The following is a 13,650-nucleotide window of genomic DNA, read 5'->3' on the forward strand; positions in this document are numbered from 1 at the left end:
ACCAGTCGCGGCATTACTCGCAGTATCTCGCCCTGCAGCTGAAGGCGCGGATGGAGGGCCTTCCAACGCCGGTCTACGGCAAGCAGGAGGTGCATCACCTGTCCTGACGCCTGTGCAGGCGGGGGTTTCGCTGCCTGCGGCCGCGATCCGCCGGGGGGCAAGCCCCCCGGACCCCCGTCGCATGAAAACCGGCACGGCGGCCTCCGGCATCCCGGAGCGCCGCCTGCCCCCTTAAGGCGGTGCCTTCCCCGGCCCCCGTCCGCCCAAGACGGACCCGGGAACAACCCCGCCGCCCGAACCCGGAATTTCCGCCCCACCCTCCGGGCCCCCCTGCCCCGGACCGGCGCGGAAACGCGGGTGGCCTGCGCGCATGTCACTCCCTGCCGTGTCCCCGGCCGCCCGCACCCCCTGCCCAGCAACGGCCCGCCCAGCAACGGCATGACACACCTGCGGAAATAGCTCGCCCCCGGTCCGATGGGGGTTGAGCGGCGCGCTGACGGGCTTATAACCGCACCGCGCAATCGCAAGGACCAAGCCACATGCCCTATTACAGATCCCGCCGCACCACCCACGGCCGCAACATGGCCGGCGCCCGCGGTCTCTGGCGCGCGACCGGCATGAAGGACAGCGACTTCGGCAAGCCGATCATCGCCGTCGTCAACTCCTTCACCCAGTTCGTGCCCGGCCACGTGCACCTGAAGGACCTGGGCCAGATGGTCGCGCGCGAGATCGAATCCGCCGGCGGCGTCGCCAAGGAATTCAACACCATCGCCGTGGACGACGGCATCGCCATGGGCCACGACGGGATGCTCTACTCCCTGCCCTCGCGCGAGATCATCGCCGACTCGGTGGAATACATGGTCAACGCCCATTGCGCCGACGCCATGGTCTGCATCTCCAACTGCGACAAGATCACCCCCGGCATGCTGATGGCCGCGATGCGCCTCAACATCCCGGTGATCTTCGTTTCCGGCGGCCCGATGGAAGCCGGCAAGGTCACGATCAACGACCTCGAAAAGGCCGTGGACCTCGTGGATGCCATGGTCGCCGCCGCCGACGACCAGTATTCCGACGCCGAGGTGGACGCCTTCGAACAGAACGCCTGCCCGACCTGCGGGTCCTGCTCGGGCATGTTCACGGCGAACTCGATGAACTGCCTGGCCGAGGCGCTCGGCCTCGCGCTGCCGGGCAACGGCTCGATGCTGGCCACCCACGCCGACCGCAAGGCGCTGTTCCTCGAAGCCGGACGCAAGATCGTCGACATCACCAGGCGCCACTACGAAGGCGAAGAGAAGGGCCTCCTCCCGCGCGAGATCGCGACCTTCGAAGCCTTCGAGAACGCCATGTCGCTCGACATCGCCATGGGCGGCTCGACCAATACCGTCCTGCACCTGCTGGCCATCGCGCACGAGGGCGAGGTCGATTTCACCATGTCCGACATGGACCGCCTCAGCCGCAAGGTGCCCTGCCTGTCGAAGGTCGCCCCGGCCAAGGGCGACGTCCACATGGAGGACGTGCACCGCGCGGGCGGCATCATGGGCATCCTCGGCGAACTCAACCGCGGCGGGCTGATCCACGGCGAGGTGAAGACCGTCCACTCCGGCACCATGGCAGAGGCCATCGCCAAGTGGGACATCATGACGGCCAACGACGAAGACGTGGACAGGTTCTTCCGCGCGGCCCCCGGCGGCGTGCGCACCACGCAGGCCTTCTCGACCGAGAACCGCTACAAGGAGCTTGACCGCGACCGGACCCATGGCGTGATCCGCAACATGGAAAACGCCTTCTCCAAGGACGGCGGCCTCGCCGTGCTGTTCGGCAACATCGCGCTCGACGGCTGCATCGTGAAGACCGCCGGCGTCGACGACTCGATCCTGAAGTTCTCCGGCCCCGCCAAGGTCTTCGAAAGCCAGGACGACGCGGTGAAGGGCATCCTGACCGGCAAGGTGACCGAGGGCGAGGTCGTCGTGATCCGCTACGAGGGTCCGCGCGGCGGCCCGGGCATGCAGGAAATGCTCTACCCCACCTCCTACCTGAAATCGAAGGGGCTGGGCGCCAAATGCGCGCTGCTGACCGACGGGCGCTTCTCCGGCGGGACCTCCGGCCTCTCCATCGGGCACGTCAGCCCCGAGGCGGAGGAAGGCGGCACCATCGGCCTGGTGGAGACGGGCGACCTGATCGAGATCGACATCCCGAACCGCACCATCAACCTCGCCGTGGACGACGCCACGCTGGAGGCACGCCGCACCGCCAAGGGCCCGCTGCCCTGGGGTCCGGCCGAACCGCGCCCGCGCGCGGTGACGAAGGCGCTGAAGGCCTACGCCATGCTCGCCTCTTCCGCGGCCAAGGGAGCGGTGCGGATCATCCCGTAAACCCTTCGCACCACAGCGAAAAGAAAAACGCCCGGGCCAGACCAGCCCGGGCGTTTCCCGTTTCCGCAGGGGGAACCTTCAGGCCTCGATGGCGACCTTGCCGATGGGGTTCGAGCAGCAGGCAAGGATATAGCCATCCTCGATATCCTCGTCGGTGATGCCGCCGTTGTGCACCATGTGCACCTGCCCCTCGGTCTTCTTGACCTTGCAGGTGCCGCAGACGCCGAAGGTGCAGCCCGACGGGATCGCGAGGCCGGCCTGCCGTGCGACGGACAGAAGCGTCTCCGTCTCCGAGCATTCGACCGTCTTGCCGGACAGGGCGAAGGTGACTTCGGCCTTGGCCTCTTCGTCCAGCGTCACGCCCTCGTCGTATTCGCCGGTCTCGCCAACCGGGGCGGAGAAGCTTTCCTGATGGTAGCGGTCCATGTCGTAGCCGAGGCCTTGAAGCGCCTCGCGCACGGCGGTCATGAACGGCTCCGGCCCGCAGCAGAACACCTCGCGGTCAAGGTAATCCGGCGCGGCGAGGCCCAGCAGAAGCTGGTTGAACGGCCCGCGATAGCCGGTCCACGGGCGGTACGGGTCCGCCTTGTCCACCACCCATGCCAGTTCGATCCCCGGCAGGCGGGAGGCCATCATCTCCATCCGCTGGCGGAAGATGATCTCGGACGGCAGCCGGGCGCAGTTGATGAACACGATGTCCGGCTCGCGGCCCGCGTCGTACATGTAGGTCGTCATCGAGATCATCGGCGTGATGCCCGATCCCGCCGAGATGAACAGGTACTTTTCCGCCGGGTGGTTCATGAACGAGAACTGCCCGCCCGGCCCGATCGCCTTCAGCCGCACGCCGGGACGCAGGTGATCCAGCATCCAGCGCGTGCCCAGCGACCCGTCCTGCGCCTTGACCGTGACGGTCAGCGAGGTCGGGCGCGAGGGCGAAGACGAGATCGTGTAGGTCCGATGCAGCGGTCCACCGGGCACCGGCAGCTCGAGCGTGACGAACTGGCCCGGCTTGAACCGGAACAGCGCGCCCGACGGCGCCTGGAAGGTGAAGGTGACGGTGTTCGGCGCTTCCGGCAGGAACGACACGCACTCCAGCGGCTCGTCGTCCGACCAGAAGGCCAGCGTCGGGGTCATCGCGGTCATCGGCTTATTCCGCCGCCACGGATTGCGGACCCATCGCGCGCAGCATGGTCTTCACGTACCAGTCCACGAACTGTTCCACCCCGTCTTCCATGATCGGGCTGTAGGGGCCGGGGACATAGGCCGGAGAGTTGATGCCAAGCTGGTTGTCCTCGACGATGCGGCGGTCCTCGTCGTTGGTGGCGACCCAGACCTCGGTCAGGCGGTTCAGGTCGTAATCGACACCTTCCACCGCGTCCTTGTCCACCAGCCATGTGGTGGTGACTTCGGTCTCCTGCGGGCCGATGGGGGTGACGCGGAAGGTCAGCGAGATGTCGGGCAGGAAGTGGTTCCATGTCGACGGGTAGTGAAACTTCAGCAGCGTGCCCGCATCCGGCACCGTCACACGGCCCAGCGGCCGCTTCGACGCCGGTTTCAGGTCCATCGTGTAGGACAGCGCCTTCTCTTCCAGCGGCATCCGCGCAAGGCGGTACTGCCCGGCAAAGCCCGCCATGGCGAACTTCGACGGCGCGCCCGCGGCCTCGCACTTGTCGAAATGCGCCTGCAGCCGCGCCGGGACGGAGCCGTCGGCCGACACACCCGCCACCGCCGGATCCAGCGGGAAGGACCGCGACAGCGCCGGGTGGGTGCCCGCGCAGTGATAGCACTCGCGGTTGTTCTCCCAGACGAGCTTCCAGTTGCCCTTCTCGACGATGGTCGACTGGTAAGCCACCTTCGCGCGGTTCAGGTCGTGCACCTCGAGGTAGGGCCGCGCAAGGTCGGCAAAGGCGTCGAAGTCCGGCGCCTCGTCGGCGAGGCAGATGTAAATCAGCCCGGCCAGTTCCCGGACGTGGATGGTCTTGAGGTTGTACTTCGACGGGTCGAAGTCGGCGCCCATGTCGCGCGCCCAGATCAGCCGCCCGTCCAGGTCGTAGGTCCACTGGTGGTAGGGGCAGGTCAGCTTCGCGACCGTGCCTTCCGCCTTCTGGCAGATCACCGACCCGCGGTGACGGCACGAGTTGTGGAAGCCGCGGATCACCCCGTCGGCACCCTTCACGAGGATGACGTTGTAGGCCCCGATGCGGATGCGGGCATAGGCGCCGGTCTTCACCAGCTGCGCCACGGGAATCGCGAACAGCCACTCGCGGTACCAGATCGTCTCCAGGTCGCGCTGGTAGATCTCCGGGTCGGTGTAGAAGGGCCGTTCCAGCGAATGGCCGGGAACGCGGCGGGCCAGCAGGTCGGAAAGGGAATCGGTCATGGAGCAGCCTCCGAAGGCGCAGGATGGGGTTAGTTCCTTTGAGGCATTGCGCCGCAATTACCCGCCTTTCAATAACAATAATTCTCAACTAAGGTTATCTGAATTCACCTGTCCCCTTTCCGACATCCACGCCTCCGAAAGCGACCGATGACCCGCCCCTACGACCTTCCCTCGCTCACGTCGCTGGTCTGTTTCGAGGCAGCCGCCCGGAATCTCAGCTTCAAGAAAACCGCGGCCGAGCTGAACGTGACCCCCGCCGCCGTCTCTCACCAGATCAAGGCCCTCGAATCCGAGCTCGGCACTGCGCTCTTCCGCCGCCAGCACCGCGGCGTCGACCTGACCGAAAGCGGCGCCTACCTCTTCGTCGCGCTCCAGCGCGGGTTCGAGGGGATCTCCGACGCGATCGCCGCCGTCCGCACCGCCGAAAGCACCGAGGATGTCACCATTCAGGCCACCACTGCCGTCAGCGCCTTCTGGCTGACCCCGCAGATCACCGCCTTCTGGCAGGACCAGCCCGACATCGTGGTCAGCCAGATCGTCAGCGACGGTGCCTCCAACGCGCAGACCGACCTCTCGATCCACTACGCCGCCCTGCCCGGCGACGGCGCGGGCCACATCCTCTTTCACGACGACATCGTGGCGGTCGGCTCCCCCCGCTTTGCCGCGACCCATGGCGCCGGCACGCTCGACGCGCTGCGCCGCGTGCCGCTGATCCACGTGGTGAGCGAGGACAACGACTGGACCACCTGGGCGGAATGGTTCGCCCACTTCGGCCACGACGCCCCCTCGGGCCGCCGCATCGCGGTCAACAACCACATGATCGCGCTCCAGATGGCGCGCGACGGCGCGGGCGCGGTGCTCGGCTGGACGGGCCTCATCGGGCCGCTGCTCGACAACGGGGACCTGACCCTCCTCATGCCGGAACGCATGCCCTCCCCCCATGTCTTCCACCTGCGCACCCATCCGCGCGCCTCCGCGCAGGCCCGGATCTTCCGCGACTGGCTGGTCGCCGCGCAGCGCGCGCCTTGATTTGGCCACCGAAAGCGCCTATCTGTCCAGTTAGCTGGACAGGAGACCCGCCATGCTTTCGCTTCAGGACGCCAAGAACCGCTTCAGCGCGGTGGTGGAGGCCGCGCTTGCCGGTCATCCGCAGGCCGTGTCGCGCCGGGGCAAACCCGCCGTGGTCGTCGTCTCCGCCGAGGAATATGCAAGGCTGGTGCACGCCGCACAGGCCAGCCGCGGCCGCTTTGCCGATCACCTGATGGCCATGCCCGACCCCGGCGACACCCCCCTGCCCCGCGCCAGCGCCGTGCCGCGCGACGTCGAGCTGTGATCCACATCCTCGACACCAACATCATCTCTGCCGCGCGCCGGGCCGAACGCGCGCCGGACCTCTCCCGCTGGCTGACCGCACAGGACGAGGCCACGCTGTTCCTCAGCGTCGTCACCATAGGAGAGATCGAGCGCGGCATCGCCCTGCAGGAGCCGAAGAACCCGCCCTTCGCCCGCGACCTGCGGCACTGGATGGACGGCATCCTGCGGCTGTTCTCCGACCGGCTGCTCGACTTCACCGCCGAGGACGCCCGCCGCTGGGGCCGCCTGTCGGCCAGACTGGGCCATCCCGGCGCCGACCTGATGATCGCCGCACAGGCGTTGAACCGCGACGCCACCGTCGTCACCCGCAATACGGCCGATTTCGCGCCCACCGGCGCGCGGCTGCTGGACCCGCTAAGCCTCTAGCTCCGCATCCAGACCCAGACCCGCCCGGAACCGCGCCATTTCGCGGTCCGAAGGCGCCTGCCCGCAGTAGGTCTTCACATAGGCCGGAACGCGGGTCAGCCGCTCTTCCAGCGTCTCGCGCACCTGCATCGAGATATAGCCGATCTGCACGAGGTAGACGGTCCGCGCCCGCACGTCGGCCTCTGCCGCGTCGAAGCCGAACCGCTGGAACATGGCGCGGATCGCCTCAAGCCGTGTCGCGTCGGCCTCTGCCACGCGCGCCGTCACCGCGTCGGACTTGTGCGCCCACCCCCTGACCGCCATGTCGAACCGCGGCTGGAACCGGGTTTCGTCCAGGAACACGCTCAGAAGGTTCAGAACCGCCTCGGAAATCGTCTCTGCATAGGCGGAACTCGCCTCTGTCAGGGCATGGGTGTTGGTCTCTTCCCAGAGCGCCAGCAATGCCTCCAGCAGCGCGGCGCGGTCCTTGAAGAACCAGTAGAAGCTGGTCCGCGACAGCCCGAGTGCGGCCCCCAGCGGCTGCACCTTCACCGCGTCAACGCCGCTGTCGAGGAACGCAGCCTTGGCCGCCTCCAGCCAGACCTCGCGCGATCCGCGCCACCCCTTCTGATCCGCACCCTCATCCATGGCGCGAAACTAGCCCCCTGCCCCGCCTGCCGCAACACGAAATGGACAGCGATGACGACAAACTTGACACAAGTGCACATTTTGTGGAATCGCTGCGTCAGAGAGGGAGACCGCCCATGTCCAACGATCCGCTTTTCCAGCCCTACCAGCTCAAGCATCTGACCCTGAAAAACCGCCTGATGATCACCAGCCATGAACCGGCCTACCCCGAGGACGGCATGCCCAAGGATCGTTACCGGGCCTATCACGTGGAACGCGCCCGGGCCGGTGTCGCCCTGACGATGACCGCCGGTTCCGCCTCTGTCGCCCGCGACAGCCCGCCGGTCTTCAACAACATCCTGGCCTGGAAGGACGAGGTCGTCGGCTGGATGAAGAAGCTGACCGACGAATGCCACGACCACGGCTGCGCGGTGATGATCCAGCTTACCCACCTTGGCCGCCGCACCCGCTGGGACAAGGCCGACTGGCTGCCGGTCGTCTCCCCTGGGCACGAGCGCGAACCCTCCCACAAGGCCTTCCCCAAGAAGACCGAGGACTGGGACATCGCCCGTATCGTCCGGGACTACGCCGATGCCGCCGAACGGATGCAGGCGGCCGGCCTCGACGGGATCGAGCTTCAGGCCTACGGCCACCTGATGGACCAGTTCTGGTCGCCGCTGACCAACGACCTCGACGGGCCCTACGGCGGCAGCCTCGACAACCGGCTGCGCTTCACCTTCGACATCCTGTCCGAAATCCGCAAACGCTGCGGCCCCGACTTCATCGTCGGGGTGCGCTACACCGGGGACGAGGACCTGCCCGGTGGCCTGACGAAGGAGGACGGGCTCGAGATCTCGCGCCGCCTGAAGGACTGCGGCATGGTCGACTTCCTGAACGTGATCAAGGGCCACATCGACACCGACGCGGGCCTGACGGACGTGATCCCGGTGCAGGGCATGCGCAGCGCGCCGCACCTCGATTTCGCCGGAGAGGTTCGCCGCGAAACCGGCGTGCCGGTCTTCCACGCGGCCAAGATCCAGGACGTCGCCACCGCCCGCCACGCCATCGCCAGCGGCAAGCTGGACATGGTCGGCATGACCCGCGCCCACATGGCCGACCCGCATATCGTGGCCAAGATCCTGCGCGGCGAAGAGGACCGAATCCGTCCCTGTGTCGGCGCGAACTACTGCCTCGACCGCATCTACCAGGGCGGCATGGCCCTGTGCCTGCACAACCCCGCCACGGGCCGCGAGCTGGAACAGCCGCAGGAGGTCCCGCAGGCCGACACCCGCCGCCGCGTGGTGGTGATCGGTGCCGGCCCGGCCGGGCTGGAGGCGGCCCGAGTCGCCGCCGCCCGCGGGCATGAGGTCATCGTGCACGAGGCCGCCAACGACCCCGGCGGGCAGGTCCGCCTGACGGCCCAGACCCCCCGCCGCGCCGAGATGATCCAGCTCATCCAGTGGCGCTTTTCCGAATGCGAACGGATGGGCGTAACCTTCCGCTTCAACAGCTTCGCCGACGCAGAGACGGTGCAGGCGGACCGGCCCGACGTGGTGATCGTCGCCACCGGCGGCCTGCCCCACACGGAGGTCCTGGCGGAAGGCAACGCGCTTGCCGTCTCGGCCTGGGACATCCTCTCGGGCGATGCGACCCCCGGCGAGAACGTCCTGATCTACGACGACGCCGGGGACTACGCCGCCCTTCAGGCCGCCGAGAAGATCGCCGCCACGGGCGCCCGGGTCGAGATCATGACGCGCGACCGCAACATCTCTCCGGAGGTGATGGCCATGTCCCTGACCCCGTCGCTGCGCGAGCTCCAGAAGCGCGACGTCACCTTCACCGTGACCTGGAAGCTGGACGCGGTGCGGCGGGACGGCAACCGGCTGATCGCGCAGATCGGCAGCGATTACGGCGGCGTCACGCGGGAGCGGCAGGTGGATCAGGTCGTGGTGAACCATGGCACGCGGCCTCTGGACGACCTCTATTTCGACCTGCGGGACGGCTCCTCCAACCTGGGTGAAGTGGATTACGAGGCGCTTGTCGCGGGCGATCCGCAGACCGTGGTCCGCAACCCCGAGGGCACCTACCAGCTCTTCCGGATCGGGGATGCGGTGGCCTCCCGCAACACCCACGCGGCGATCTATGACGCGCTGCGGCTGGTGAAGGTGGTCTGAGAAAAAAGAGGGGAGGTTTCGCGGCGAAACCTCCCCCTTGTCCAATCAGCCCGCGTCGTCGAGGTCGTCGAAGGCGCCGGGCGAGAGCTCTTCCCAGAAGGCCAGGATCGCCTCGGCGTTCAGGGCGGACATCCAGCCGTGCCGCTCGAAATCGTCCCTCAGCGCGCCGTCCAGACGGGCCATGAACAGGCGTCTGTCGGCGTCCCTCTGGGTGGGTTTGCGGGCGGCGGCGAGTTCCTGGATACGGGCAAGGCGGCGGCCGCGCGAGGTGGCAGGTTTCGCGGCGAAACCTCCTCCACCCGGGCCCGGGGGTTTCGCGGCGAAACCTCCCCCCGTTTCGTAGTCGTTTTTCAGGGCGGCGGTCAGATAGCCCACAGGGTTCTTCACACCGCCCTGCCCGGCCACGTAATCGAGCTTTGCCTTAACCGCATCTTCACCATGTTCGGCCATCCACTGCCGCGCCAGCCGGTCGGAGACGCCAAGCGCGCGCAGGCGGGGATAGACCTCGGACTTGCGCAGCCCCTCGCCGTCGTCGAGGTCGAGGATCGAAAGTTGCGGGTTCTCGGCGATGCGGAAGCGGATGTCGGTCACCTGCCGGCCCATCTTCTTCACCTCGGGCGTCACCACGATGTTCGAGGTCTTGTTCACTTCGGCCACCGCCGGTTTGATGATCTTGGCGTTGAGGTGCTTGTAGACCTCGTAATAGGGGCTGTCGGCCACGCCCATCAGGCGGCGGAACAGGTCGAGCGACCACCAGCCGGTCGAGCCGGTGCGCACGAACCGATAGCAGTTCTCGTACAGCGCCAGAGCATGACCGGAGGTGAAGCGCCGCTGGATGTTGAGGTTGATGAGGGCAAAGACCTTCGGGTCGTGCAGCTTTTCGGCGAGGGCAGGGGAGTAGGCGTATTCGCAGACCCCGCCCGACAGCTTGGCGTAGCTGAGCAGCGCCGAAACCCCCCATTCCTGCTGGCCCTTCTCGTCCAGCATGTCCCATTCGGCCACGGTTTCCGCCAGGCCGCGGAGCGAAGCCTTCAGCGTCTCCATGTCGTTCGAATTGTAGCCGATCATCAGGCAGAGCGTGCGCGCGTCGATCTGGTGGCGGTTCTGCGAGGTCAGCGTGTCGTAGGCGTTCAGCAGCAGCACGTTGGACAGCTTGCGCTGCAACAGGGTCAGTTTGCCGGAGACGTGGATCGCCGCAACGTGCTTCTTCACCGAGCCGCGCCGGAGCGGGCCGTTCAACTGTTCGCGGGGAATCTCGTCCATGTCGCCCTCTGACCGCCGGGATGCGGCGTGCTGCCCTTGCCTTGTCCGGGATCGCGACGGTTTCGCGGCGAACCGCGAGTCGGCCCCGGTTGGCGGTCATTGTCCGGGAAAAGGTATCCGCTGACAAGTGGCGCGCTGGCACCTATGAGGCGGGCCGAGGCCTGTCCCGTAAACGGGTTCCCTTGCGAACCGGTGCCCGTGAAAGGTATCCGTCTACGGGAGAGCCGGGCACCAACCGGAGTCGCTTTGCGAATCATCTGCGGGCATACAGGCTCTGTTACGGCGGAAAACCGATGCAAACCGCGGGTTATCCACAGACGTACCGCGAATCGGAGCCCTTGATCCCGGAAACAGGTACCTCAAACACCGCAGACGGATGCCTCTGAACCCGAAGGCGGGCACCTTTCAACGGGTATCTGGCTGACATGTAACGGAAAATCCTGACGTAAAGATTCTAAAAATCCAGAAAGACTCTCAAACACCGTTCGTGTCCGGTTCATTTTCTGGTTTGATAGAGACGGTTTCGCCGCGAAGATGATTCACTCGCGCCCGATCATGTGCCATAGTTTCCATGATATCGCGGCAAACAGCGAACATGATGAGGCGACATGGCACAGAAACCGACGGCAAAGCCGGACCTGCCCCCCTATTTCAACATCGACCCGGAAGCGGCCGCAAGCAAGCTGTCGAAGCCCATCGACACCGCGCGGTTCGCCAAGGCAGCGGCCTTTGCCATGCGGGGGCGGGACGATCTGGCCAAGCGCGGCTATGCGCCGGACGGGGCGAAGCGGCTGAGGAAGTTCTCGACCTGGGAGGTGTGCAAGTACCTGATCCCGGTGAACCCCGCGCACCTGCGGCGCGTGCTGCGCCAGAACCCGGAGCTGCCGCAGGGCGAAGGGGAGGGGGGGTCGAAGTGGTTCACGCTGGAAGAGATCCTGACCCTGCGCGACCACTTTGCCGAGGAGGGCGCCAAGGACAAGGAATACCGCGCGTGGCGGCCGGAGGGGCTGCCCGCCAAGGTCGTGGCGGTGGCGAACTTCAAAGGCGGGGTCGGCAAGACCTCGACCTGCGCGCATCTTGCCATGTCGGCGGCGCTGGACGGCTACAAGGTGCTGGTCATCGACCTGGATTCCCAAGGGTCGATGACCTCGATCATGGGCGGCAAGGTGGAGGACGAATGGCAGACCGTCTTTCCCATGCTGGCGCGGGATTACGCGCTGAAGCTGCTGGAGGAGAATCGGGTGAGGGAGGCCGCGGGGCAGACTCCTTACCAATTGGATGAGACACTGACCGCCGCGTTAGAGGTTTCGCCGCGAAACCTCGTGCAGAAAACCCACTGGCCCAACATCGACCTGATCGGCGCGCAGCTGAACCTCTACTGGGCGGAGTTCCAGGTGCCGGTGTGGCGGATGCAGATGCGCCAGTGGGCGCTGTGGGACGCGCTGATGAACGCGCTGGAGGAAGGCGGGATGCTGGACGACTACGACATCGTGCTGCTCGATACGCCCCCGGCGCTGGGGTACCTGACGATCAACGCGCTGTCTGCGGCGGACATCCTGCTGGTGCCGCTGGGGGCGTCGTTCCTGGAGTTCGACTCGACCGGGCGCTTCTTCGACATGATCTATTCGACGTTTGCGTCGATCGAGGAAGGCGAGAACCGGGCCCGGCGGTCCGGCGGTCTGCCGGAGATGCGCTTTGAATGGGATGCGGTGCGGGCCCTGGTGACGCGCTTCGACGCGGGCCAGCAGACGGATCTGGCGAACGTGATCCAGGCCTATTTCGGCGACTTCATGACGACCTACCGGCAGGAGGTGACGGCCATGGTGGGGCAGGCGGGGGAGATGGTTTCGGGCATCTACGAGACGGATTACCGCGACTTCAACCGCGACACCTACGTGCGCGGGCGGGAGACCTTCGACCGGACCTGGGCGGAGGTGAAGGAGGTCATCCTCGGCACATGGTGGCGGGACATGCAGATGGCTGAGGCGGAGACAGGGACGGTGCAGGAGGTCGCTGAGTAATGGCGAAGCGGAGAAAGCTGGAAGCGCCCACGGCAGAGGCCCTGCAGGCGCTGGAGGAGGAGGTCAGCCGGGACGTGGCGCGCGGGCCGATGTCGGCGCCCATCGCGCAGGTCGCGGCAGAGGCGGCGGGCATGCACGACACCCGCAGCTCGGCCGAGCGGGAGGCGGCGGCGAAGGACCGTTCCGACGCGGAGAAGTTGCGGGCGGCAGAGGCTTCGGGCCGGGTGATGCTGGAGATCCCGCTGGACCAGATCGACCGCGGCGCGCTGGTGCGCGACCGGGTGGTGATCGACCGGGAGGCGCTGGACGAGCTGAAGCATTCGATCCTGCGCAGCGGCCTGCGCCTGCCCATCGAGGTGTTCCGGATGGAGGGGGGCGAGAAGCCATATGGCCTCTTGTCCGGCTACCGGCGCCTTCTGGCGATGGAGGAGCTTCACGGCTACCTCGAACATGAGAAATACGCCTCCATCAAGGCGGTGGTGCGCGATCCGGAGACGATGGGCGGTACCTTTGCGGCGATGATCGAGGAGAACGAGATCCGCGCCTCGCTCAGCCATTTCGAGCGTGGGCGCATCGCGGTGATCGCGGCGCAGCAGGGGGTCTTCGTGAACACGGAGGAGGCGGTCAACGCGCTTTTCCCGCAGGCGTCGAAGGCCAAGCGGTCGAAGATCCGGTCCTTCGCGCTGATCTTCGAGGAACTGGGCGACATGCTGGAGTTCCCCGACCTCATCAAGGAGAAGGACGGGCTGCGGATGGCGGCGGCGCTGCGCGAGGGGGGCGAGAACCTTTTGCGGCAGGCCCTGAGCGAAAGCCGCACGACAAGCGCCGAAGAGGAGGCGCAGGTGCTGGAAGAGGCGCTGAAGCAGGTCGAGACCAGGGCCGATCCGAAACGCGGCGGGCGTCCGAAGAAGGTGGCTTCGCCGCGAAACCTGTCGTCGGGCGTGCGCCTTCAGGCCGGCAACGACGACGACGGATGGTATATCCGCATCAAGGGGCGCCACGTGGACCGCGAACTGGTGGAGGTCGCCATGGCGGAGCTCGAACGTCTGCTGGACGGTCCCGGCCGGTAAGCCGGGACCGTGGTCGCCGCAGGT

General features: G+C 66.8%; 11 protein-coding genes. 7 read left to right on the forward strand and 4 right to left on the reverse strand.

All coding sequences use genetic code 11. From position 1 onward, the window contains the following. The first annotated feature begins 539 nt into the window (after positions 1-539). A complete protein-coding gene (ilvD, locus tag ACU0DV_RS09860) occupies positions 540-2,372 on the forward strand; it encodes a dihydroxy-acid dehydratase (protein WP_446240822.1) in 1,833 nt (610 codons plus the stop codon). 78 nt (positions 2,373-2,450) lie between these two features. Here ilvD and ACU0DV_RS09865 read toward each other — a convergent pair whose 3' ends face one another. Continuing rightward, positions 2,451-3,515 (reverse strand): 2Fe-2S iron-sulfur cluster-binding protein, encoded by a 1,065-nt coding sequence (locus ACU0DV_RS09865; protein ID WP_370313979.1) that lies wholly within the window; start codon positions 3,513-3,515, stop codon positions 2,451-2,453. A gap of 4 nt (positions 3,516-3,519) precedes the next feature. Then, on the reverse strand, positions 3,520-4,752 hold the full coding sequence (locus tag ACU0DV_RS09870) for an aromatic ring-hydroxylating oxygenase subunit alpha (RefSeq protein WP_370313980.1): 1,233 nt from the start codon (positions 4,750-4,752) through the stop codon (positions 3,520-3,522). A 147-nt stretch (positions 4,753-4,899) separates the two neighbouring features. Here ACU0DV_RS09870 and ACU0DV_RS09875 point away from each other — a divergent pair, with 147 nt between their 5' ends. From ACU0DV_RS09875 to ACU0DV_RS09885, 3 genes are read left to right on the forward strand one after another with little or no spacing between them, the layout of a single operon-like run. Next, entirely contained in the window at positions 4,900-5,781 is an 882-nt protein-coding gene (locus ACU0DV_RS09875) for a LysR family transcriptional regulator (RefSeq protein WP_370313981.1), read from the forward strand. 52 nt (positions 5,782-5,833) lie between these two features. Further along, positions 5,834-6,085 carry a type II toxin-antitoxin system Phd/YefM family antitoxin gene (locus ACU0DV_RS09880; protein WP_100931522.1) on the forward strand — a complete coding sequence of 84 codons (252 nt, stop codon included), beginning with the start codon at positions 5,834-5,836 and terminating at the stop codon, positions 6,083-6,085. After that, entirely contained in the window at positions 6,082-6,492 is a 411-nt protein-coding gene (locus tag ACU0DV_RS09885; RefSeq protein WP_446240823.1) for a PIN domain-containing protein, read from the forward strand. Before ACU0DV_RS09880 ends, ACU0DV_RS09885 begins: the two co-directional genes overlap by 4 nt. Here ACU0DV_RS09885 and ACU0DV_RS09890 read toward each other — a convergent pair. Beyond that, a complete protein-coding gene (locus ACU0DV_RS09890; protein ID WP_283983644.1) occupies positions 6,481-7,119 on the reverse strand; it encodes a TetR/AcrR family transcriptional regulator in 639 nt (212 codons plus the stop codon). The genes ACU0DV_RS09885 and ACU0DV_RS09890 overlap by 12 nt on opposite strands. A 116-nt stretch (positions 7,120-7,235) precedes the next feature. Here ACU0DV_RS09890 and ACU0DV_RS09895 point away from each other — a divergent pair, with 116 nt between their 5' ends. Further along, a complete protein-coding gene (locus ACU0DV_RS09895) occupies positions 7,236-9,272 on the forward strand; it encodes an oxidoreductase (protein ID WP_446240824.1) in 2,037 nt (678 codons plus the stop codon). Positions 9,273-9,317: 45 nt separating this feature from the next. On the opposite strand, the gene ACU0DV_RS09900 is transcribed toward ACU0DV_RS09895, so the two are convergent. Then, complete coding sequence (locus ACU0DV_RS09900) at positions 9,318-10,535, reverse strand: replication initiation protein (RefSeq protein ID WP_446240825.1); 1,218 nt, start codon at positions 10,533-10,535, stop codon at positions 9,318-9,320. A gap of 608 nt (positions 10,536-11,143) precedes the next feature. Here ACU0DV_RS09900 and ACU0DV_RS09905 point away from each other — a divergent pair. Both ACU0DV_RS09905 and ACU0DV_RS09910 read left to right on the forward strand, forming a co-directional pair. Further along, positions 11,144-12,556 (forward strand): AAA family ATPase, encoded by a 1,413-nt coding sequence (locus ACU0DV_RS09905; protein ID WP_100931527.1) that lies wholly within the window; start codon positions 11,144-11,146, stop codon positions 12,554-12,556. Next, the gene (locus ACU0DV_RS09910; protein ID WP_100931528.1) at positions 12,556-13,626 is read left to right on the forward strand and encodes a ParB/RepB/Spo0J family partition protein; all 1,071 of its coding nucleotides are present in this window, start codon (positions 12,556-12,558) and stop codon (positions 13,624-13,626) included. Before ACU0DV_RS09905 ends, ACU0DV_RS09910 begins: the two co-directional genes overlap by 1 nt. Positions 13,627-13,650: the final 24 nt, after the last annotated feature.

It is taken from the genome of Sagittula sp., from assembly GCF_052825245.1.

What these genes read in the sequence shown, in the direction of transcription:
- ACU0DV_RS09905 (WP_100931527.1), top strand. Translation starts at nt 11,144, where the DNA reads ATGGCACAGAAACCGACGGCAAAGCCGGACCTGCCCCCCTATTTCAAC.
- ACU0DV_RS09890 (WP_283983644.1), bottom strand. Translation starts at nt 7,119, where the DNA reads ATGGATGAGGGTGCGGATCAGAAGGGGTGGCGCGGATCGCGCGAGGTC.
- ACU0DV_RS09865 (WP_370313979.1), bottom strand. Translation starts at nt 3,515, where the DNA reads ATGACCGCGATGACCCCGACGCTGGCCTTCTGGTCGGACGACGAGCCG.
- ACU0DV_RS09895 (WP_446240824.1), top strand. Translation starts at nt 7,236, where the DNA reads ATGTCCAACGATCCGCTTTTCCAGCCCTACCAGCTCAAGCATCTGACC.
- ACU0DV_RS09910 (WP_100931528.1), top strand. Translation starts at nt 12,556, where the DNA reads ATGGCGAAGCGGAGAAAGCTGGAAGCGCCCACGGCAGAGGCCCTGCAG.
- ACU0DV_RS09880 (WP_100931522.1), top strand. Translation starts at nt 5,834, where the DNA reads ATGCTTTCGCTTCAGGACGCCAAGAACCGCTTCAGCGCGGTGGTGGAG.
- ACU0DV_RS09870 (WP_370313980.1), bottom strand. Translation starts at nt 4,752, where the DNA reads ATGACCGATTCCCTTTCCGACCTGCTGGCCCGCCGCGTTCCCGGCCAT.
- ilvD (WP_446240822.1), top strand. Translation starts at nt 540, where the DNA reads ATGCCCTATTACAGATCCCGCCGCACCACCCACGGCCGCAACATGGCC.
- ACU0DV_RS09875 (WP_370313981.1), top strand. Translation starts at nt 4,900, where the DNA reads ATGACCCGCCCCTACGACCTTCCCTCGCTCACGTCGCTGGTCTGTTTC.
- ACU0DV_RS09900 (WP_446240825.1), bottom strand. Translation starts at nt 10,535, where the DNA reads ATGGACGAGATTCCCCGCGAACAGTTGAACGGCCCGCTCCGGCGCGGC.